Genomic DNA, 21,046 nt, shown 5'->3' with positions numbered 1-21,046 from the left:
TCGCCGGGAGGAGGCGCAATAATTAGGGCTATTCTTATCGATGAAAATAGGTATTGCGCTGAAGGGAATATTGTCAATCGTCAGAAGGTAAGGGGGGATGTTAATGAGAAAAATAATGTTTCAGCATGACGGATATATACGAATTATCTAAAGATTCGACGAAGCTATTTTAATCATCGGACCCTTCGGAAGGAAGGGCCGATATTGCATGGAGGCGCGCAATACAAAAAGAGGCGGCGTTAAATCCAGTTTTTGTCGCGGAATTCGCGCATGATATTCGCCACCCACTGCATCTCCTGCGGAGTACCCAGCGAGATGCGGCACCAGTTATCCGCTGGAGGGAAAGCGCGCCCAATCAGCACGCCGGCCTCCGCCATATGCTGCTGGTAATCCTTCAGCGGAACCGTCAGCTGATGAAAGACAAAATTGCCTTCCGACGGCAGGTAAGGCAACTTCAATTCGTCCAGCGTTTTCAGCAGGATTTGACGCGCAGCGTCATTGCTTTTTTTGCTGTAGGCGATGAATGCCTGATCGTTCATGGACGCCAATGCCGCATCCACGCCGCAAAAATTGATTTTTTCGCCCGCGACGTACCTTTTCATTAACGCAATCACGTTGGGATGGGCGACGGCGTAGCCGACGCGCATCCCGGCCATGGCGTGTATTTTGGAAAATGTTTTGAGCAGAATGATGTTCTCCGCGCCCTGGGAAATCATGGGGGAAATGGAGCGGAAGCGCGGGTCATTAACGAATTCGGCGTAGGCTTCATCGACGATAAATATCGTATTAGCGGGTTTACTGGCAATCCAGGGTTCGATTAAATCCGCCGGGGTAATGGTGCTCGTGGGGTTGTTGGGATTGACCAGATAGACAATGGAAGGACCGCTGTAACCCGCGACCGCCGCTTTCAATCCTTCGATATCGAATACCCAGTTATCAAGCATTTTCACTTTGGTGACCTTTATTCCGGCGATTTTGGCGAAATGCTCGCCGTCGCCGTAGGTCAATTCGGGAATAACCAACTGCGCATCCAGCGACGCGTAGGCTTCAATCGCCGCACGGATACCTTCGGACGATCCCGCCGTCAGTAAAATAGACGCGGGCTCGACCTGATGATGATCAGCCAGCGTTTTGCCGAGCATCAGTATTTCATTTTTGGCGTAGCGATTGGCCTTCACGACGGCGTCGCGGGCGGCGGCCTGCGCTTTTGGCGACATGCCCAGCGGATTTTCGTTGAAATTTATGCGGATCGGGTTATCCGGCGATGGCGGCGCAAGCTCCGCGTTTGTCGGCGCTGTTTCGGCAAAAACCCGTGAGCTTAACCCCGAGGCGACGGCGGCCGTTCCCAATAGGGCGCCGGAAAGTTTTAATAATGCCCGGCGTTTCGGGTTTAATACGTCGCTTTCATTCGTCAAAAAATTCATCCAAACACTCTCCTTGATCACATATTGGCAGAAGAGATGAAGCACAAAACGCGCCAGTTTTGCTGGAAGATTTCTATTTTTTTTGACCGCCAGATAGGCGCAGCCGGGTTTTCCGACGACAAAACCTACGCCTTTGTCCCTGGCGCGGACGCTTTATTCTTCCATGCCATTATCACCGTTCGATAAAGCACGATGGGTTTGGGGGATTGATCGGGTAATTAAATCAAGCGGATGCACGTTTTGCATGCAGACGATCCATAATGAGGCAGGCGATGGCCCGCCGTAAAGCGACTGCCGGTCCGGCAAGCGATTTACGGCGTCGGAGAAACTATTTCTCCTGATTATCTAACTCTACGGCGTCATACAGCCGCTCGAGAATGTCGGGGAGCGCCGACTGAACGCGGTTCCAACTGGGGACAAAAGGCTTGTCTCCGGGGCTTTCGGCATAGACCTGTCCCGAGAGCGTAATCACATCTGAGAACAGTTCGACGGCGGACTCTTCCGTATGCCGATCAAAATGCAGACCGTTCATGCGGGCGTCATGCTCGAAAGCGTCGATCATATCCAGCGCGGTGCGGTAGTAGGTCGCTCGCAGAACGCGGAATGAATCGGTGGTAATGTTCACGCCTAAAATCGCCAACTTGCGATACAGCGCTTTGGTGATATCGCTCGCCATGCGTTGCAGACCCGCATTGGGATCGTTTTCCGACATCGGCTGATGCTTATGGTCATAGTTGTCGGCAATATCCACCTGACAGATACGGCTGGTCGCCGTGCCCCGGTGAATTTCCGACAAAACGCCGATTTCCAATCCCCAGTCGCTGGGAATGCGCAGATTATTCAAAATATGGGTGCGCATGGCGAACTCGCCGGACAGCGGGTAGCGATAGCTGCGCATATACTCAAGATAGTCTGAGTTGCCGTAAACCTTTTGCAGCGATTTCAGCAAGGGAAAGACTAGCAGGCGGCCGACGCGGCCATTGAATTTCCCGTCGGCGATGCGCGCGTAGTAGCCTTTACAGAAATCATAGTGGAAATGCGGGTTCGCCACGGGATAGAGCAGGCGGGCGAGCATAGCGCGATTATAAGTGACAATGTCACAATCATGCAACGCCACGCAAGCCGTACGACGCGACGCCAGCGTATAGCCGACGCAAAACCATACGTTGCGCCCTTTACCGGGCTCCATCGGCGCCAGCGACTTATCCGCCAGCTCATCGCTCAATGCCTGCAGGCGCGGGCCGTCATTCCATAAAATGCGATGGCGCTGCGGCAAACGCGAGAAAAATTGGCGCGCAAACTGAAACTGTTCCCGATCGGCGCGATCCAGGCCGATGACGATCTCGCCGAGATAAGACACGTTGGACAACTGTTCGATAATATTGTCCAGCGCCGGGCCTTCCAGCTCGGAAAAAAGGGACGGGAGGATAAGCCCCATGCTGTTTTGTCCGGAAAATACTTGCAGCTCGTATTCAAGCTCTTCCACGCTGCGCTGGGTTAGATTGTGGAAATTGGTGATTATTCCATCCTGATAAAATTCACTCATGGCGTTCTCCCATACAATTATGCTTTCTGTTATACCGGCCATACTCCGGACGAGCCGATAAAATAGTCAAGACCTTCGCTCCAGCCGCTCGGCCCCATGGCGCGGGTGCGATATAACCGGCCGGCATAGCTTTCTGGCAAGATAACAAGTTGATTTATTTTGCCTTTAATAATCACTGCGTTATCCATTGCGCATAACAGGGAAACATCGTTCGGGCCGTCGCCGAGACCGATAGTCTGCGCCAGAGTACCATGTTTATCCGCATACTGTGTTTTTATCCAGTCTGCGGCTTTTCCTTTCGCCACCTGTTTCCCCATAACGTGATAAAACCGTCCGCCCTGGGTAAGCGCTAGCCCCATCTGCGTCAATGCCCGGCTAAAGCTGGTCAGCGAAGCGGCATCGCCCAGCCATTGAATGGGCTCTGAGGCTTCGCGCCGCCGCGCCAGTTCGGCATCCCGTTCCGACAGCCCCGTTAATTCGGCAACGTCTGCGGCGTCCATATCGGAAAAACCGCTGAAGCTGAAACCGTACTTTTCCCGTAATTGATGGAGTCGAGCGCAAATGAAAGCATAGTCGGCGCCAAAAATTTTGCGCGGGTAGGCCGGATGCGCATGCCAATCCGGCGGCAGCGCAACCAGCGCGCCGTTCTCAGCAATATAAGGCAGATGGCTAAGGCCCAGCTCGCATTGTAATTGCTCGACCTCGGCCGCGGTTTTACTGGTGGTAATAATGACCGGGATCCGATGCCGCGTTAATCTCTCCAGCCACGGCCGGGCGGCTTCCCAACCGTAGGTATCGTGATCCAGCAACGAACCGTCTAGGTCGCTGAAAATCAGCAGATTAGAACTTAATTTAGGCATCGGCGCTCCATAACTTAGCGGGAATAAAGAGAGAGTAACGATGAGCGCGCCATGCCGCGTCCGCATCGTTTGGCGGGGAATTTATTCATTAGCGAAAAACATATCCTGAATCTGCCTGGGCGAGACGGGCTTCGAGAAAAAATATCCCTGCGCCTCGTCACAGCCAAACTCTTTGAGCATCAGCGCGGTTTCCTCATCCTCAACCCCCTCGGCAAGCACGGTGTAATCCAGCTCTTTAAGCATCACGATAATATTCCGTACGATAATTCGGCTGCCGGTATCCGTGGCGATAAGGCTAATCAGGGAGCGATCAAGCTTAACGATATCAAGGGGGATACGGCGCAGATAATTAATATTGCTGTAGCCGGCGCCGAAATCGTCCAGCAGGATTTTAAAGCCTCTCAATTTGAGAATATTCAGCTCGTTCAGCGCAATCTCGCTTTCCAGCACTTTTTCGGTTTCCAGACATTCGATGCGCAAATCCGTCGTGAGAAGGGCCGAGGCCAGTACCTGCTCCTCCAGCCGGTCGGCAAAGCCGTGTCTGGATAAATCGCTAACGGTTACGTTAACCGAAATAGGAATGCCAATGCCTATTTTTCGCCATGCCTTGAGCTGTTCAAGCGCTTTGGAAATCACCCAATTGGTAATCGCGAACATCAGGCTGGTTTTTTCCGCCAGGGCGACGATAGTTGTGGGGGAAATATTCCCCTTGAGCGGGTGCTCCCAGCGCAGCAGCGCCTCTACGCCTTCTATATGCCCGTCCGACAGCGACACTTTCGGCTGATAGGCCAGATAAAGCTGATCCTCGGACTTGATTGCTTCGCTCAGGTCATACAGCAGTTTGAATTCATCGTTTCTTCTTTTATCCAACTCCGAATCAAATTTCTGTACCGGAATGCCTTGCTTTATCGCCTCGTGTAGCGCGCTGACCCCCTGACGAAAAATCTCCGCGACCGAAGAACCGGCCGGCCGAAAGGAAACATAGCCGGCGTGAATGTTCAGCGTGATGTCGATGTCATTGGTGATTTTGGTTTGCGTTGGCGGCATAACGAGCGCTTTTCGTATGAGTTTTTTCGCATTACGCAATTTCACCAATACCGCATACCGACCGGTCGCAAAGGTATATAAGACGGTTTCTTTTTTCAGATTAAGCCGCAGACGCAGCAATGAGCTGAAGTCCCTGAGCATGTTTTCGACGGCGACAAGCCCTAAATAGCGAGAGAGTTCATAGGCCTGGGGCATATCGATACAGTCGAAAATTATTAGGCTATAGGGTTCGTCGATGTTTTTTACCGCCAGTTTTGCAATATCGTCAAGCAACTGGCGTCTATTGGGCAACTCGGTCAATGCGTCGATAAAACCAATCGAACCCCGGGATTCGAGATAGGCGCCGGCCAGACCGGCGATGAGCAGAAAGTTATCGATAAGGTCTTGCGACGGCGTAAAGGGGGTGTTACCGATGACGCACAGCGCGCCAAGAACAAATCCATCCCGATTTTTCAACGGCGCCGCCGCATAAAATAGGATGACGCCGTCTTTAACCAGCCGGTGATCTTTAAAGCGGATATCCGTACGCGTGTCTGAGCATATTACCGGACCGTCGGCGTCAAGCGCATGACGATACATCATTTCGGTTATCGGGACGTTTTCAAGCGGGAAGGGCGTGTTTGGGACGTATTTGATATGCTGATATTTGCCGTCGAAAATTGTGGCGAAGCCGCTCGATATCCCCATGACCTTGCCGGCCAACCGTGCAAATTCACCCAGCGTCTGGTCTTTTGTTTTGTCCGCTAATTTAAGTTGCTCAAGCGTAGCCAGCTTTTTTTCTTCATTTTTGTTAAGACCAGTGAACATATTGGTTTTTACCCGCACAGATATTTTTCCAAAATTGCCCTTAAAAAGGGGATATGTTCACTATAAGTGCTTAAACCATTCTTTGCATTAAAACGCCCTGTTTACGACCGCATAATCACAACAAAGCCAACTGGGGTCATCAATGAGCCGATGACATGGGGCAGGATCGAAAAATAGAATTAATAATCGTTCTTCCGTACCGCCAGATACGGAAGAACTTTTCACAGAATTAACTTTTTTTAAAGGCGGATTCGAGTTCTCTGTAATCAGAGCTGATGTGGCCCATGGTTATTCGGGTTCCCATCTCTTTCGCCAGGCGTTCGGCATGGTGCAGAAGCAGCAAGCCATCAGTTTCGTTCTGAACCAGTAATAATGCGTGTTTGTACATGTGCATACATCACCTCTCAAGCGAAGAGAAATGGCTAGTCAGCCAGGGAAGAATTTCTTTTTTTCTGCTTGTCATACCCGGTAGGTAAATATGGCGAGACCTGATGGTCTTATTGTTTGAGAAGTACAAAACGGAATTGTGATGAGTGATATCAGTCAGCACCAGAATAACCATGTCCAGGCCCGTTATCTGCCTGGTATGTCCGATTTCCTGTTTTAGTTCGGGTAAATAGGGATCGATATCAGACATATCCCGAAGCTCTATTTGCGATAGTAAAAGCGACACGCCGTGGATCTGGTAATTTTTAGCATCGCGATTGAGTAATTGTACTGCGGACTGACCGGTAAGATCGGTTTTTGCTGCAAGCAGTTCGGCGACAAATCCGTCATAATCCACAGTGATGGTTTCCCGCAAAATAGCGACGGCTTTCTGATCCTGTATCGTCGTCGTGGGACCGGTGAGTGCGACCGTATCGCTGAGAGAAGCGAGAGGGAAGTCAGAGTTTCAACGTATTGATTTATGTGTGCGTGGATGTCGCTTATGAGGTTATCGACCCTAGTAGTATATTTAACATAATATACATTATGCGCACCAGAATGAAGATGGGCGAAATCCGGCTTTCAGTGGTCATGATGATGGGCTTTGATAAATCTTTATTTCCGATACTAACCCGTGGCGATGGTATCTCTGTGTGGCGGCGTTACGGCCAGGATATTGAAGTCGGCTAAGCGTGCGTCTTGCGCGTTAACTACTCTGATAAATTGTTAGACGACCTCTACAAGCTGGAACTCCTCGGTCACCAGCTCCATATCCTCGGAAAATCACGATCGCCATTTGCCCCACGGGTTGTCGGCTGATGATGTATCCGCGTCGGCGGCGTCTGGCTTATTCAGCGACGCGATATATAACGCCTCAACTTCCTTGCGGGCCCACGGCGTACGCCGGAGGAATTTCAGGCTGGATTTGATGCTGGGATCGTTTTTGAAACAATTAATGTTGATGCGTTGCGCCAGTTCCGCCCAGCCAAAGCGGGCAACCAGCGCATTCAACAGCGCTTCAAGCGTCACGCCATGCAGAGGATCTTTCGAGATATGCGTCGTCATAGTTTATCCCATCATTATTTTCGTACAACATACTGGCCTTGAAAGCTTGATGCAATTGTTTGGCATGACGATTGCGCGCAAGTCCGATTAACCGGCGGATTTACCTGAGTTTGGCGCATTTTTCCTTTACAATGAGATCACCAGCCACTATTCAGGTCGATTCTTATGCCCAGACTGACTCAGAAAGACATGACGGAGCAAGAACAACGTCAACTTAAAACCTTGCTCGACCAGGAAAGAAAAAAACACGGCCGCCCGCTGACCAATTCTGAAAGCAACCATATTAAAAATGATTACATCGACGGTCTGATGAAAGAGCGGGACATCGCGGCTAAACAGGCGCGGGCCGAGAAGAAGAAAAATAAATTCAAGCCCGATACTTCCACAACCTATAGCTGGTCGGCCAATACCAACTGGCGGGGACGCCGTTAGTTTCATACTCAGGTGGCAACGGCGTTATCACCTGAGTAGCCCAACGCGATTAGAGGGTCTTTAATACATCCAGTTCGTCGCTGGTCATCGACGGCGCAAACTCGATGATCTCATAGCTGGCAACCGCATTGAACGGATCTTCGGATAACACCGCGTCAAGATCCGAACGCGCCATCGTTTTGGCGAAAATCACCCCGCCCGTACGCGGTATCTTTCTGCCGGAGGCGACGAATACGCCTTGCGCATAATATTTCTTCAGCCAGGCGATATGGTTTTCCAGATACTTTTCCACCGTTTCGATTGGCTGATGATAGGTAAGACTGATGATGAACATGGTTTATCCTTTCTCTACGAAAAACCGATATATACTAGCGCGTTACGGGAGCGTCGGCGAGCGATCCCTGAGAATCCGCGCGGCGCGGACAGGGGAAGCTGGGTTAGATGAAAATGCGAATTCACCATCTATGCCTTAAATATTTATTAGTTTTGTCCCTTCTTTAAGCATTTGATTCGTCATCATCGGCACTAAAGTATAGCCTGTCGCAGATTACACACCATTTTCTGCCCTGGGTATCTACTACAAAAGGTCTCTTTTGCGTGACAAAATTATTTTTACGTAGCGGGAGTTTGGATGATTTTCTGGCTCTGGGCGAAAATGGACAGCCAGTCTATGCATCCGCGCTTCAACTGCGGGAAACATTACGTCTTAGAAAACAGCAACAGATTGCGGATTGTCTGGCTATTCCCCAACCTAACGAGCGCGGCGATCGCATTGACTGGTATTCGCCGATCGCCGGCAAGGTAACTTCCTGGATCGCCGCAAGCGAACAGGAGCGCCTCGCCGCGCTGAAATTACTGGAAACGTATCAGTCCGCCGTTGCCGACATTAGCCGTCGAGCGCAGCATGCGGAAAAACCCGGACAAAAACTTTTTGGCGTACTGTTGGCGAAAGCCATACAGTTTCCCGGTCCTAATCACGTCTATCTGGTGGACGGCCAGCCGGTTTTAACCTTCTGGGGTTTTGTTAATCTCGATAAAAAATCCCGGGACGATGCGCTCGACTGTTTGCGATCGGTCGAGAAGACGGCGCCGCCGCTTTACTCCCCGGTTTCCGCTTATGAAGCGCCGCCGGCTGAGTCGGCAACGCAACCCGAGCCGGAAGTTAAGCCGGCGGGAAAATCAGAACCGCTCCCTGCCCCCGAAGCCGCCGCCGCCTTGCCACGCGCTCGATGGCTGCGCTTCTGGTGGGGGCTGCCCGTCGTTGCCCTGCTGGCCGTGCTTGCTTTGCAGATCCGCGGTTGGATCGCCAGTGGGGACAAGACGTCCGAGCCTCCCGCGTTGGCCGCGGCGGTAGAACCGGAGAAACGCGCGTTGCCGGCCTCGGTTACGGAACCGAAACCGGAAGCGCAGACGGCGATCGAGGCCGCGCCGGTCGCGCCGCCGGAAGCCGAGCTTCCCAAGCCCGCCGAAGAAAATAAAACGGCTGACGCGGTTAGTCCCGCGGTCGCGCCGACCGAAACTGCCGCCGCGCCGGTTGAGGCGCCCTCTCCGGCGAATGACGAACCCCAGGCGGCGGAAGCCGTGCCCGTTGAGCCGGCGGTTGCTCAAGAAACGCCGGCTGAGCCTCCGGCCGCGGCGCGTAAAGGCGAGCTGCTTATGCCGGCGGATGCGGTGAGAATGGGATCGGTCAAATTTCTTAACGGAAGCTGGCGCGTATCGATAGACATCAAAACCCCGGTTACCGGTCGACCGCCGAGCCTGATATATCAGATTAAAGAGGGTAAAGGGACGGCAAAAATCACCCATGGCGATGGCGTCACCTGCCGGGCGAATATCGAAGCCGGATTGATGAGTTCCGGCAACCTGGTGATCAACAGCCGGTATCAAGCGCGATGCAGCGATAACACCCGATACCGGATGCCGGAGATCGTATGTAAACAGGGGACGGCGGACATTGCAGAGTGTACCGGTCGCTATAACGCTGATGCGGTTTTCCCTATGACGATAAAGCGTGAGAGTAAACGATAATGCTGGCGACGATCGCTGATTATAAACAAAGAGTTACGCTTATTCAGGACAGCGGCATCCAATTTCTGGATTTTGCGCTGAAACCGGAATTATCCGCCGATTTTCCTAATAAGTATGTGCGCAAAAGCGCCAACGGACCGCTGCTGCGTTTGATCTATGACCCACAGACGGATAAATATTTGCTGCCGTCGCCGACGGGCGCGGCGCCTGAAGTGGTCAGGCCGGAGCTGAGCATTCCGCTGGAGCGGTCATTGAGGCTGCTGGAAAAAATCTGGCTGCCGCTGCCCTTCTTCCGTTTTAATCCGCCGCGTACCTTTATGGGCGGGCCGGATAACTGGGCGCGGATGCAGCTATTGGCGCTGGACTCCCCGGATCAGGACGGCAATACCCATCGCATCTGTTTGGCCTTTGATACCAAAGTTTATCCCGAAGGGCACGAGTATGAGTCGCTGGCGCCCAATGCCAATGACATCAAAACCGGAGGCGGCTTTGCGCTGGCGTATCACAGCGATGAACTGGGCGAGTTTCTCGATCAAACCTGGGTGGACGGCTGGCTGAGAGAGGTCTTCACCCAGCAGGCGACCGAACGGGAGAACCGCACGGCCGGGGAGCTCAAAGCCGCCATCCGCGGGTTTGAGTATCAGGCGCATTACATGAATTTGCTGGATATGCTGGGGAATCAGCTTTCGATACCCGAAATCCGCATCAATACCAGTACGCTCCAGGAGCCGGCCGTCAGCGTCGATCTGATTCTGGACGTCGGCAACTCCCATACCTGCGGCATTCTAGTTGAAGATCATGCGGATGAAAGCAATGGCTTAAAACAGACGTACGAACTGCAGCTGCGCGACCTGAGCGAGCCGCACTACCTGTATAACGAACTGTTTGAAAGCCGGGTCGAATTCGCCCAGGCCGGATTCGGCAAGCAGAATTTCTCCGTCGAGAGCGGGCGCGATGACGCCTTTATCTGGCCGTCGATTACGCGCGTGGGGCGTGAGGCCAGCCGTATGGCGCTGCTGCGTCAGGGATCGGAAGGTTCAACCGGTATTTCCAGCCCGCGCCGTTACCTGTGGGACGAAGAGAGCTATGCGCCGGGATGGCGTTTCAGCCAATCGGCGGAGACGAACGCCATAAACGAACCGCTGGCGACGGCGATGCCGCTGACGATTTTGCTTAACGATGAGGGCCAGCCGCTGTACGCCCAGCCTCTTGACGAGCGTTTGCCGGTTTTCTCGCCGCACTATAGCCGCAGTTCGGTCATGACATTTATGCTGTCCGAGCTGTTGCTGCAGGCGCTGATGCAGATGAACGGCGCCGCCCAGCGCCTGAAAATGATCCACGCCGCGGCGCCTCGCCGGCTGCGCAACATTATTCTTACCCTGCCCTCGGCAATGCCGAAGCCGGAGCGTGAAATATTCCGCCGACGGATGAATGAAGCGATCGGCCTGGTATGGAAATCGATGGGCTGGCACCCGCAGGATGACGATTTCACTACGCCTGAGGATAAACGGCGCAGCCGCGTGCCGGTGCCGGAGGTGCAAATCGAGTGGGATGAAGCCACCTGCGGACAAATGGTCTATTTGTACAACGAAGCGCAGGTCAATTTCGGCGGGCGCGCCGAAGATTTTTTCGCCAGCATGGCGCGCCCGGATAAAGCACTATCGGCAGACGAGCCGGCGGGAAAAACCCTGCGTATCGCGTCGATCGATATCGGCGGCGGCACCACGGACCTGGCGATCACCCAATATCTGCTGGATGACGGCATCGGCAATAACGTCAAAATCATTCCGCGCCTGCTGTTCCGCGAAGGATTTAAGGTCGCGGGCGACGATATTTTACTGGACGTCATCCAGCTGTATGTCTTACCGGCGCTGCAGGCCGAATTAAAAACGGCCGGTCTGGCCAATCCCGATGAGTTAATGGTCAAACTGTTCGGCAACGAGGGACGAATCGACGGACAGCTGACGCTGCGCCAGCAGGTGACATTGCAGATTTTCATCCCTATCGGCCGCTCGATTCTGGAAGCCTATGAACGCTTCGATCCGCTGGACGCCAGCGCCGAAATAGAATCCACCTTCGGCGAACTGCTGACGCAGCGTCCGACGTCAAAAGTGCTGGAACACATCAATACCGAGGTTCAGCGCGAACTGCCGGCGGACGCTCATGCGTTTGATATTTTACAGGTGCCGTTTATTCTCCGGCTGGGCAAGCTGCATGCGGAGTTTTTGTCCAACCGGATGAATATCACCCAGAACCTGCGTTTACTGTCCGAGGTCGTTTCGCTTTATTCCTGCGACGTGCTGTTGTTGACCGGGCGCCCTTCCCGCTTCCCCGGGATCCAGGCGCTGTTCCGCCATCTGCAGCCGTTGCCGATTAACCGTATGCTGTCGCTGGACGGCTATCACACCAACGATTGGTATCCGTTTAATAAACGGGGCCGTATCGATAATCCGAAATCCACCGCGGCGGTGGGCGCCATGCTCTGCCTGCTGGCTCTCGATCTGCGGCTGCCGGGCTTCTATTTTAAAGTCGGCGACTTCCAGCCCTATTCGACCATCCGCTACCTGGGCATGATGGACGCCAATAATGCGCTGGCCTCGGACAACGTTTACTACGGCGATATCGATCTGGACGCTCCGGACTTTGCGCTAGACCCCGACGGCGGCTTCCAGATCCGCGGATCGCTCTGCCTGGGGTTCCGCCAGCTTGATAACGAGCGTTGGCCGGCGTCGTCTCTGTATACTCTGTCGATTGTCGATCAGGAGCTGGCAAGAAAAGTGGTCGGCGACAGCATCCTGCGCGTCAGGCTGGCCGTGACCAAAGGCGACGATCAGGACAGCCCGGAACGTTTTGAGATAGCCGAAGCCGTGCTGGATGACGGCAGCCGCGTGCCGCCCCAGCATTTGCGGCTCAAACTGAACACCCTATCCGCCAACGGCTCAGGCGCCACCCATTATTGGATCGATAGTGGGAGCGTATTTAGAAAATGAAACCATTAACGCCTAAACAACAGTCAAACCGACTCAACGGCCAGCTACAGGCCGTAGCGCAATGCGTCGATCGGGCGATCGACTGGATTGAAACCACGCGCCAAAATGCGCCGCGGCTGGATATCGAAGCCGACCGGCTGATCGTAAAGCTGCGCCGTAATCGCGATAAGGCCGCGCGCCTGTCGGATATGGCGCTAAAAGATATCGCCATCGGTTTTTTCGGCCTGTCGCAGGCGGGAAAATCCTACCTGATTTCATCATTGGCCGGCGGAGAGAACGGCCGGCTGGAAACCTTTTTCGAAGGGCAGCAGATTGATTTTCTTACCCATATCAATCCAACCAACCGCTCTGCCGCGCTGGTCACCCGCTTTAGCCGTCAGACGGGAGTAAAAAACAAAACCTTTCCCGTCCAACTGCTGCTGTTCAGCGAGGTCGATATCGGCAAGATTATCGCCAACGCGTTTTTGTACGATCCGCATCAGGACGCGGCGTTTGAAGAGCTGGACGAGCCGTTTATCGACGAACACCTGAGAACGCTGTCGATGCACCGTCAGCCGGAGCCGGTCCCCGGCATGAGCGCAGATGACGTTGTCGCGCTATGGGACTATCTGGCCCGCCATGACGCTAAGCGGCAAAAGCAGCTGGAAACGCATTTTTGGCCTCTCGCGGTGGAACTTGCGCCCTATCTGAGCGTTGACGATCGCGCGCAGCTGTTTGCGGTGCTTTGGGGACGCAACCTTGCGCTGACGGCGGCCTACCGCCACTTCTCCCATACGTTGCAGCACCTTTCCGGCGCCCATAAGATACTGGCTCCGCTGCGGGTATTAGCCGATGAAGCGCTGCGTCCGGTTGACGGCGTCATTCATGGAGCGGCGCTGGCGCGCCTTAATAGCGCTTATGATCCCGGCGTTTTGGTGCGCCCCGTTCTGAACGGCCGGGCGGCGAAAGCCGTCGAACTGTCGCAGGCCGAACTGGCCATGCTGAGCGCTGAATTGCTGATCCCGCTGCATAACCCGCCTCGTGAGGCGCTGTTTGAGCAGGTCGATATTCTGGATTTCCCCGGTTTCGGCGATGCGGCGGAAATGGGCGGCGAACCGCCCACGCCGGAACCGGCGCCGAACGAAACCTATCCTCTGGCGTCCGCGCTTCTGCGCGCTAAACGGATCTACCTGCTTGAGCGTTATACCGACAATCATGAAATGAATCTGCTGATGGTCTGCAGCGCCGCGGGTAAACGTTCCGATGTTAAAGTCGTGGGCAAGGCGCTGGATCACTGGGTTAAACTGACCCAGGGAGAGAACGTCCAGATTCGCAGCCGCCGCAAGCCGGGCCTGATCTGGGCGGTGACCAAATTCGATCGCCGCGTGACCCATGGACAAAATCATGATGCGGCGGTACAGCGCTATGTCGGCAACCCCGGCGATGCCTGGGGCACCATGCTGGCGATGGATAAACGGGGCGTCAGCCGCATGGCGGCCTGGCTGGGCGCGGAAGTCCACCGCGAGGTGAAGCTCGGCCGCATCGGCGAGCAACTCGGCGAAATACAGCGCGAACTGGGCGAAAACCTGCTGGGGAATTGGTATCTGCCGGCGGAAACGGACGATCCGGCGGCGAAACGGCAGATAGCGGAAACGCTGCTAAAATCGCTGCAAACCCGCACCGGCGTGCACGGCGAGTTGCTGGAACGCCTGCTGCCTGCGCGCGATGAGCTGCGGCGCCTCTATCTGCAGCAGCTGGCTCAGCCCGGCGGCGCTCATCATCAGGAAATAGAGGATTTCAGCGCCCCGTTGGTCGGCGGCGATCCCTTTGGCGTCGGCATTGAAATCGACCTGTTCGCCGATGAGCCGGAAGAGGCGGCGCAGGCGGCCTCACCGGCGCAGGAGAGCGAACAGGGTTACGAGGCTGAATATGCGCGCCTGGTTTATCGCTATTGGGTCAATCACTTGCGCGGCCTGCCGGAAAATGCGCCGCTGGTCGAGCTTTTGGGCGTGACGAAAGCGACGATTGAAATGCTGGCGGAGGAGCTGATCACCGCCAGCATCAGAATGCATATCGAAGAGGCGCTGATCGGTATGCTGGCGGATACGGAACAGTTGGACGTACAGCGTGAAAATAAGGCGGACCGTCAGGTTTCTCGCGCGCTTACGGTGCTGGGCGATTTCGTCGCCTGGCTGGGGTTCCAGCAAATGGATGAATCATTGCGCCCCGCCAGCCGGATTAATCGTGGCCATAAGATTTTCGCCAAACCGGAGGAACAGGCGGTGAACTGGAGCGCGTCGCAGCGTCTGACCCGGCTTTCGTTAACGCCGACCAACAATACCGCTTTTTATATCTATGACTGGCTGGTCGGCCTGAATGAAATGATCATACAAAATACCGGGTATTCCGCCGGACGCGAAGTCAGCGCGCAGCAGCGCGAACAGCTGGGGGTTATCCTGAGCCTGATTAAACCTGACGCGTAATAGTCGTTTGCTTATCCCCGGCTTAGCCGGGTCTCTTATACACAAAGCTGAATTATGGCGGAGCCGCGTACTATCAAAATGTCCCTTACGCGGTAGCCGATCGTCGGGTTGTCACCGCGCCCGGCTCTGCGCCGGTCAGCTTCATGGCGGAAATTCTCGGCGCGCTGGGGATAAGAGACGAAAAAGATAAATTTGTCGTTTTTGCGCCGTCATGTGATATTCGTCACTTTCTATTATTCATTGAGCGCTATGACAACGGCTTATGCAGCGCTAACGCCTCCGCGGGATAAATTCAGTAAGGAATGATGATGCAGGTTTTTTTTCTGGATACGATGCCGACCCCTATAGGGGAATTAATGATTGTTGCGGATGAAAATAATCGCCTACGGGCGGTGGAGTGGCGGGAATATGAAGAAAAGCTATATCATTCCCTGCATCGGCGTTATAAAAATGATCCCTTCTCGTTACAGCATAAGCATAATCCCGGTGGATTAACCGATAGTCTGCAACGTTATTTTGCCGGCGATCTGCATATTATTAATACCCTCGCCGTAACCTCGGTCGGCACGGCGTTTCAGCAACAGGTTTGGCGCGAATTACGAAAAATTCCCTGCGGGGAAACAATAAGTTATGGCGAACTGGCCGCTCGTCTGGGGCGGCCCGCCGCCTCTCGCGCCGTGGGTATGGCCAATGGCTCGAACCCCATTAGCATCGTCGTTCCCTGCCATCGCGTTATTGGCGCCAATGGCGCATTGACCGGTTATGCCGGCGGCGTTCATCGTAAACAGTGGCTACTCGCCCACGAGGGGTATCTTCCCCGGCAAAATATATTAGCGCTATAAATGAGATCGTTACGCTAATAAGCCGGACGCCAGCCGGTGTTTTAACCAGACGCAAAGTCAACTTATCCGTCAGTTCGCGCTTTATTGCGCTGTCGGAGAGGTTATCGGACTTATCACCGGCGATAAAAGCTGTTAAAATTGACCAATATCAATTATCGCCTGAGCAAAGTCTATGATCCCGGAAAAGCGAATTATCCGCCGCATCCAGTCTGGCGGTTGTGCAATCCACTGTCAGGATTGCAGCATCAGTCAACTGTGCATTCCATTTACCTTAAATGAGCACGAGCTCGATCAGCTCGATAATATCATTGAAAGGAAAAAGCCTATCCAGAAAGGACAAGCGCTCTTCAAGGCTGGCGATGAGTTGAAATCTTTATATGCCATTCGTTCCGGCACGATTAAGAGTTACACCATCACCGAACAAGGCGACGAGCAGATCACCGGGTTTCATCTGGCCGGCGATCTGGTCGGCTTCGATGCCATCGGCAACGCTCAGCACCCCAGCTTCGCTCAGGCGCTGGAGACGTCGATGGTGTGCGAAATTCCGTTTGAAACGCTGGACGATCTCTCCGGGAAAATGCCTAATTTGCGTCAGCAAATGATGCGCCTGATGAGCGGCGAAATCCGCGGCGATCAGGATATGATCCTACTGCTATCAAAGAAAAACGCCGAAGAGCGTCTGGCGGCCTTTATTTATAACCTCTCCCGCCGCTTTGCCGAACGGGGATTTTCTCCCAGAGAGTTTCGTCTGACGATGACGCGTGGCGATATTGGTAATTATCTGGGCTTAACGGTGGAGACCATCAGCCGTTTGCTGGGGCGTTTTCAGAAAAGCGAGATACTTGCCGTAAAAGGGAAGTACATCACGATTGAAAATCTCGGCGCCCTTTCCGAACTTGCCGGCTCATCTCCCAACCGAGCCTGATCTGTCGCCGGAACGGTGAATATAGTGTTTCACCGCTCCGGCTTTCATCGCTGTTTTTTCAAAACAATTTTCAAAACAAAGTTGTTCAAAACGATATTGTTCAAAACGATGTCATTGGGGTACTCTTAATTTACAGACTGTGCACCGACAGCTGTTTGGAGGACCTATGGCAAAGTATCAGAACTTGCTTGTCGCTATTGACCCGAATCAGGATGACCAACCGGCGCTGCGGCGGGCGGTTTATTTGGTTCAACGACTTGGCGGCCGCATTAAGGCATTTCTGCCTATTTATGATTTCTCTTATGAAATGACGACCCTGCTGTCTCCTGATGAGCGAATGGAAATGCGTCAGGGCGTGGTCCTGCAGCGCACTGAATGGATTAGGGAACAGTGCAAATATTATCTTGACGCGGGCGTACCGATAGAAATCAAAGTGGTCTGGCACAATAAGCCGTTTGAATCCATCATTCAGGAGGTCATTGCCGGGAAACATGACCTTTTACTGAAGATGGCGCACCAGCACGATCGGCTGGAGGCCGTCATTTTCACCCCTACGGACTGGCAGCTGTTGCGTAAATGTCCGTGTCCCGTCTGGATGGTCAAGGATCAGCCGTGGCCGGAAGTGAGCCGGGCGCTGGTCGCCGTTAACCTCTCCAGTGAAGACCCTTATCACGATCCCCTTAATATTAAGCTGGTATCGGAAGCGCTGGAGCTGGCGAAGCAGGTTAATCAGACGGAGGTTCATCTGGTCGGCGCTTATCCGGTCACGCCGATTAATATCGCCATTGAACTGCCTGATTTCGACCCCAGCGTTTACAACGACGCCATCCGCGGTCAACACCTTATCGCCATGAAGGCTTTGCGCCAAAAATTCAATCTGGATGAGCGTGTAACCCATGTGGAGAAAGGATTGCCGGAGGAAGTGATCCCCGATTTGGCCGAGCATTTGCAGGCCGGCGTGGTGGTTCTGGGGTCGCTGGGACGCACCGGACTCTCCGCGGCGTTTATCGGCAATACCGTGGAGCACGTTATCGACCATCTGAAATGCGATCTGCTGGCGATCAAACCCGATGACTTCGTCAGCCCCATTACGCAGGAAGGGGATGCCGAAGAGGATAAAAGTTAGCATTTAGCCGCATGAATATTGAATAAAAAAGGGGCGATGATTATCGCCCCTTTTCGTTGGTACAGGTTGAAGATTACAGCGCCTTCAGAATCGCCTCTACGCTATCTTTGGCGTCGCCAAACAGCATTTGGGTATTTTCTTTGAAGAACAGCGGATTCTGGACGCCGGCATAGCCGGTGTTCATGGAGCGCTTAAACACGATAACATTCTGTGCTTTCCACACTTCAAGCACGGGCATCCCCGCGATCGGGCTGTGGGGATCTTCCTGCGCCGCCGGGTTTACGGTGTCATTGGCGCCGATCACCAGCACGGTATCGGTATCGGCGAAATCGTCGTTGATCTCATCCATTTCCAATACGATGTCGTAAGGCACTTTCGCCTCGGCCAGCAGAACGTTCATATGACCAGGCAGGCGGCCGGCGACCGGGTGAATGCCAAAGCGGACCTTGACGCCGCGGGCGCGCAGCTTGGCGGTAATGTCGTGCACCGGATACTGAGCCTGCGCCACCGCCATGCCGTATCCCGGCGTGATGATGACCGAGCTTGAGTTCTTAAGCAGTTCAGCCACCTCTTCCGCCGAAGTCTCGCGATATTCGCCCACCTCTTCGCTGGCGCCGGTGGAAGAACCGTCGGTGCCGAAGCCGCCGGCAATAACGCTGATGAAGGAGCGGTTCATCGCTTTGCACATGATGTACGACAGGATGGCGCCGGAGGAGCCCACCAAGGCGCCGGTCACAATCAGCAGGTCATTGCTTAACATGAAGCCCGCAGCAGCAGCAGCCCAGCCGGAATAGGAGTTCAGCATGGAAACGACCACCGGCATGTCGGCGCCGCCGATGGAGGCGACCAAATGCCAGCCGAATACCAGCGCAATCGCCGTCATAAACAGTAAGGCGACGGACTGCAACGCCACGCTGTCGGAATTAACGAACACCAGCAGCAGCAGGAAAGAGACCACCAGCGCCGCCAGGTTCATTTTGTGGCGATGAGGCAGCATCAGCGGTTTGGACGAAATGATGCCGCGCAATTTGCCGAAAGCGACCACAGAACCGGTGAAGGTCACCGCGCCGATGAAGATACCCAGGAAAACTTCCGTTAAATGGATATTCACCATGACCGGATCGGCGATCTCGCCGTGGTCGAGGAAGCTGTTAAATCCAACCAGCACGGCGGCCAGACCCACGAAACTGTGAAGAATGGCGACCAGCTCCGGCATTTCGGTCATTTCAACCTTACGCGCCAGATAGACGCCGATCGCGCCGCCGATCACCATCGCGACGATGATCCAGGCAACGTTGCTAGTATCCGGTCCCAGGATGGTGGCGATTAACGCGATGGCCATCCCGACCACGCCGAAGATATTCCCCTGACGCGAGGTTTCGTGTTTGGACAAACCGGCCAGGCTAAAGATAAATAGAATCGCGGCAACAATGTATGCAGCTGTAACTAATCCACCAGACATGTGTTACCCCTTAGTTTTTGCGGAACATTTTCAGCATGCGCTGAGTGACGGTGAAACCACCGAAAATATTGATGCTGGCAATCAATACGGCGATGAATGAAAAGAAAGACACCCATCCGCCGTGACCAATTTGCAACAATGCCCCTACGACGATAATTCCCGATATCGCGTTTGTTACCGACATCAACGGCGTGTGCAACGCATGACTCACGTTCCACACAACGTAGTACCCCACCACGCAAGCCAACGCGAATACGGTGAAGTGAGACAGAAACTCTTTCGGCGCCACGTCGGCCAACCAGCCGAACAGCACAATCGCAATGGCGAGGAAAACATATTTTTTCCACGGAGACGCGGGCTTGGCTTCTTCTTTCGTCGCGGCGGCGGCGGGTTGGGCCTGCTGGGGCTGCGCGGATACCTGAATCGGCGGCGCCGGCCAGGTCACTTCGCCATTTTTGATGACCGTAACGCCGCGAATGACGTTGTCTTCAAAATCAACGTCGATTTCGCCATTTTTCTCTTTGCACAGCAGCTTCAGCAGGTTAACCAGATTGGTGCCGTAAAGCTGGGAAGATTGGGTCGGCAGACGGCTGGGCAGGTCGGTATAACCGATGATTTTGACGCCGTTTTCCGTTACCGTAACCCGATCGGCAACGGTCAGTTCGCAGTTACCGCCGGTTTGCGCAGCCAGATCGACAATCACGCTGCCGGGCTTCATGCTCAGAACCATCTCTTTAGTGATCAGCCGCGGCGCGGGTTTACCCGGGATCAGCGCCGTGGTGACGATGATGTCCACGTCTTTCGCCTGGGTGGCAAACAGCGCCATTTCCGCTTTGATAAAGGCTTCCGACATGACCTTGGCGTAGCCGTCGCCGCTGCCAGCTTCCTCTTCAAAGTCGAGCTCCAGGAATTCGGCGCCCATGCTCTTGACCTGCTCCTTGACCTCAGGACGGGTATCAAAAGCGCGCACAATGGCGCCCAGGCTTCCGGCGGCGCCGATAGCGGCCAGACCGGCGACGCCGGCGCCGATAATCATCACCTTGGCCGGCGGAACTTTGCCGGCGGCGGTAATCTGACCGGTAAAGAAGCGGCCGAACTCATGGGCGGCTTCGACAATCGCGCGATAACCGGCGATATTCGCCATCGAGCTCAGCGCGTCCATTGACTGGGCGCGTGAAATTCGGGGAACCGAATCCATGGCGAGTACCGTCACCTGACGCGCCGCTAGCTTTTCCAGCAGCTCGGGGTTTTGGGCCGGCCAGATAAAACTGACGATCGTGCTTCCCGCGCGGGTGAGTTCAATCTCATCTTCCAGCGGCGCATTGACCTTCAGGATAATGTCGGACTGCCAGACTTCATCGGTAGCTGCAAGCGATGCGCCTGCTTGCGCATACGCCGTATCTTCAAAACTGGCAAGTTTCCCCGCCCCGTGTTCTATCGAGACCTCAAAGCCAAGTTTCAGCAGCTGTTCCACCGTTTTCGGCGTTGCTGCCACTCTCGCTTCATTGGTCAACCGCTCTTTTGGCACACCAATACGCATACTGATTCCCTTTTTTGCTTATTTTTAACGAAGGTTATGATAGTTACCCTACTCCGGCAGGATG

17 protein-coding genes are annotated in these 21,046 nt (G+C 54.2%); 7 read left to right on the top strand and 10 right to left on the bottom strand.

Going from position 1 to position 21,046, the window contains the following annotated elements; all coding sequences use genetic code 11:
* Positions 1 to 239: 239 nt before the first annotated feature.
* From VSX58_RS02755 to VSX58_RS02725, 7 genes are all read right to left on the bottom strand, one after another.
* Positions 240 to 1,424, bottom strand: coding sequence for a pyridoxal phosphate-dependent aminotransferase (locus tag VSX58_RS02755; protein ID WP_327616707.1), 1,185 nt, complete (start codon positions 1,422 to 1,424; stop codon positions 240 to 242).
* A gap of 328 nt (positions 1,425 to 1,752) precedes the next feature.
* Positions 1,753 to 2,970, bottom strand: coding sequence for a glycosyltransferase family protein (locus VSX58_RS02750; RefSeq protein ID WP_327613475.1), 1,218 nt, complete (start codon positions 2,968 to 2,970; stop codon positions 1,753 to 1,755).
* Between the two features lie 29 nt (positions 2,971 to 2,999).
* Positions 3,000 to 3,830, bottom strand: a complete 831-nt coding sequence (locus tag VSX58_RS02745) for a mannosyl-3-phosphoglycerate phosphatase-related protein (protein WP_327616706.1) — start codon at positions 3,828 to 3,830, stop codon at positions 3,000 to 3,002.
* Positions 3,831 to 3,911: 81 nt separating this feature from the next.
* A complete protein-coding gene (locus VSX58_RS02740; RefSeq protein ID WP_327616705.1) occupies positions 3,912 to 5,684 on the bottom strand; it encodes an EAL domain-containing protein in 1,773 nt (590 codons plus the stop codon).
* Between the two features lie 229 nt (positions 5,685 to 5,913).
* Positions 5,914 to 6,072: a hypothetical protein gene (locus tag VSX58_RS02735; protein ID WP_327616704.1), complete on the bottom strand. Its 159-nt coding sequence runs from the start codon at positions 6,070 to 6,072 to the stop codon at positions 5,914 to 5,916.
* 9 nt (positions 6,073 to 6,081) lie between these two features.
* Positions 6,082 to 6,468: a DHHA2 domain-containing protein gene (locus VSX58_RS02730; RefSeq protein WP_327616703.1), complete on the bottom strand. Its 387-nt coding sequence runs from the start codon at positions 6,466 to 6,468 to the stop codon at positions 6,082 to 6,084.
* A 425-nt stretch (positions 6,469 to 6,893) separates the two neighbouring features.
* A complete protein-coding gene (locus VSX58_RS02725; RefSeq protein ID WP_327613470.1) occupies positions 6,894 to 7,175 on the bottom strand; it encodes a VF530 family protein in 282 nt (93 codons plus the stop codon).
* A gap of 159 nt (positions 7,176 to 7,334) precedes the next feature.
* Between VSX58_RS02725 and VSX58_RS02720 the strand changes: the two genes are divergently transcribed.
* Positions 7,335 to 7,607 (top strand): DUF3811 domain-containing protein, encoded by a 273-nt coding sequence (locus tag VSX58_RS02720; protein ID WP_327617047.1) that lies wholly within the window; start codon positions 7,335 to 7,337, stop codon positions 7,605 to 7,607.
* A gap of 49 nt (positions 7,608 to 7,656) precedes the next feature.
* Here VSX58_RS02720 and VSX58_RS02715 read toward each other — a convergent pair whose 3' ends face one another.
* A complete protein-coding gene (locus tag VSX58_RS02715) occupies positions 7,657 to 7,941 on the bottom strand; it encodes a YciI family protein (RefSeq protein ID WP_327616702.1) in 285 nt (94 codons plus the stop codon).
* 263 nt (positions 7,942 to 8,204) lie between these two features.
* Between VSX58_RS02715 and VSX58_RS02710 the strand changes: the two genes are divergently transcribed.
* The 6 genes from VSX58_RS02710 (at position 8,205) to uspE (ending at position 17,980) form a co-directional block, all read left to right on the top strand.
* On the top strand, positions 8,205 to 9,635 hold the full coding sequence (locus VSX58_RS02710; RefSeq protein ID WP_327616701.1) for an SrfA family protein: 1,431 nt from the start codon (positions 8,205 to 8,207) through the stop codon (positions 9,633 to 9,635).
* Complete coding sequence (locus VSX58_RS02705; RefSeq protein WP_327616699.1) at positions 9,635 to 12,625, top strand: virulence factor SrfB; 2,991 nt, start codon at positions 9,635 to 9,637, stop codon at positions 12,623 to 12,625. The genes VSX58_RS02710 and VSX58_RS02705 overlap by 1 nt, the downstream gene beginning before the upstream one ends.
* Positions 12,622 to 15,087 carry a putative virulence factor gene (locus tag VSX58_RS02700; RefSeq protein ID WP_327616698.1) on the top strand — a complete coding sequence of 822 codons (2,466 nt, stop codon included), beginning with the start codon at positions 12,622 to 12,624 and terminating at the stop codon, positions 15,085 to 15,087. Before VSX58_RS02705 ends, VSX58_RS02700 begins: the two co-directional genes overlap by 4 nt.
* A 308-nt stretch (positions 15,088 to 15,395) precedes the next feature.
* Positions 15,396 to 15,929, top strand: coding sequence for a methylated-DNA--[protein]-cysteine S-methyltransferase (gene ogt / locus VSX58_RS02695; protein WP_327616697.1), 534 nt, complete (start codon positions 15,396 to 15,398; stop codon positions 15,927 to 15,929).
* 172 nt (positions 15,930 to 16,101) lie between these two features.
* On the top strand, positions 16,102 to 16,854 hold the full coding sequence (locus tag VSX58_RS02690) for an FNR family transcription factor (RefSeq protein ID WP_048638872.1): 753 nt from the start codon (positions 16,102 to 16,104) through the stop codon (positions 16,852 to 16,854).
* 166 nt (positions 16,855 to 17,020) lie between these two features.
* Positions 17,021 to 17,980: a universal stress protein UspE gene (gene uspE, locus VSX58_RS02685; protein WP_327613464.1), complete on the top strand. Its 960-nt coding sequence runs from the start codon at positions 17,021 to 17,023 to the stop codon at positions 17,978 to 17,980.
* Between the two features lie 73 nt (positions 17,981 to 18,053).
* Here uspE and pntB read toward each other — a convergent pair whose 3' ends face one another.
* Together pntB and pntA are read right to left on the bottom strand one after the other, a co-directional pair.
* On the bottom strand, positions 18,054 to 19,442 hold the full coding sequence (gene pntB, locus VSX58_RS02680) for a Re/Si-specific NAD(P)(+) transhydrogenase subunit beta (RefSeq protein WP_327616696.1): 1,389 nt from the start codon (positions 19,440 to 19,442) through the stop codon (positions 18,054 to 18,056).
* 10 nt (positions 19,443 to 19,452) lie between these two features.
* The gene (gene pntA / locus VSX58_RS02675; protein WP_327616695.1) at positions 19,453 to 20,982 is read right to left on the bottom strand and encodes a Re/Si-specific NAD(P)(+) transhydrogenase subunit alpha; all 1,530 of its coding nucleotides are present in this window, start codon (positions 20,980 to 20,982) and stop codon (positions 19,453 to 19,455) included.
* Positions 20,983 to 21,046: the final 64 nt, after the last annotated feature.

Source organism: Brenneria populi (assembly GCF_036016195.1).
GTDB lineage: Bacteria > Pseudomonadota > Gammaproteobacteria > Enterobacterales > Enterobacteriaceae > Brenneria > Brenneria populi.
The sequence above is the reverse complement of the archived record's forward strand: the minus strand, read 5'-3'. Positions and strand labels throughout refer to the sequence as shown.

Bases quoted from the DNA above. Each gene is read 5' to 3' on its own strand.
- VSX58_RS02725 (WP_327613470.1), bottom strand. From the start codon at position 7,175: ATGACGACGCATATCTCGAAAGATCCTCTGCATGGCGTGACGCTTGAA.
- uspE (WP_327613464.1), top strand. From the start codon at position 17,021: ATGGCAAAGTATCAGAACTTGCTTGTCGCTATTGACCCGAATCAGGAT.
- ogt (WP_327616697.1), top strand. From the start codon at position 15,396: ATGCAGGTTTTTTTTCTGGATACGATGCCGACCCCTATAGGGGAATTA.
- VSX58_RS02740 (WP_327616705.1), bottom strand. From the start codon at position 5,684: ATGTTCACTGGTCTTAACAAAAATGAAGAAAAAAAGCTGGCTACGCTT.
- VSX58_RS02755 (WP_327616707.1), bottom strand. From the start codon at position 1,424: ATGAATTTTTTGACGAATGAAAGCGACGTATTAAACCCGAAACGCCGG.
- VSX58_RS02715 (WP_327616702.1), bottom strand. From the start codon at position 7,941: ATGTTCATCATCAGTCTTACCTATCATCAGCCAATCGAAACGGTGGAA.
- VSX58_RS02745 (WP_327616706.1), bottom strand. From the start codon at position 3,830: ATGCCTAAATTAAGTTCTAATCTGCTGATTTTCAGCGACCTAGACGGT.
- pntA (WP_327616695.1), bottom strand. From the start codon at position 20,982: ATGCGTATTGGTGTGCCAAAAGAGCGGTTGACCAATGAAGCGAGAGTG.
- VSX58_RS02705 (WP_327616699.1), top strand. From the start codon at position 9,635: ATGCTGGCGACGATCGCTGATTATAAACAAAGAGTTACGCTTATTCAG.
- VSX58_RS02750 (WP_327613475.1), bottom strand. From the start codon at position 2,970: ATGAGTGAATTTTATCAGGATGGAATAATCACCAATTTCCACAATCTA.
- VSX58_RS02700 (WP_327616698.1), top strand. From the start codon at position 12,622: ATGAAACCATTAACGCCTAAACAACAGTCAAACCGACTCAACGGCCAG.
- pntB (WP_327616696.1), bottom strand. From the start codon at position 19,442: ATGTCTGGTGGATTAGTTACAGCTGCATACATTGTTGCCGCGATTCTA.
- VSX58_RS02690 (WP_048638872.1), top strand. From the start codon at position 16,102: ATGATCCCGGAAAAGCGAATTATCCGCCGCATCCAGTCTGGCGGTTGT.
- VSX58_RS02735 (WP_327616704.1), bottom strand. From the start codon at position 6,072: ATGTACAAACACGCATTATTACTGGTTCAGAACGAAACTGATGGCTTG.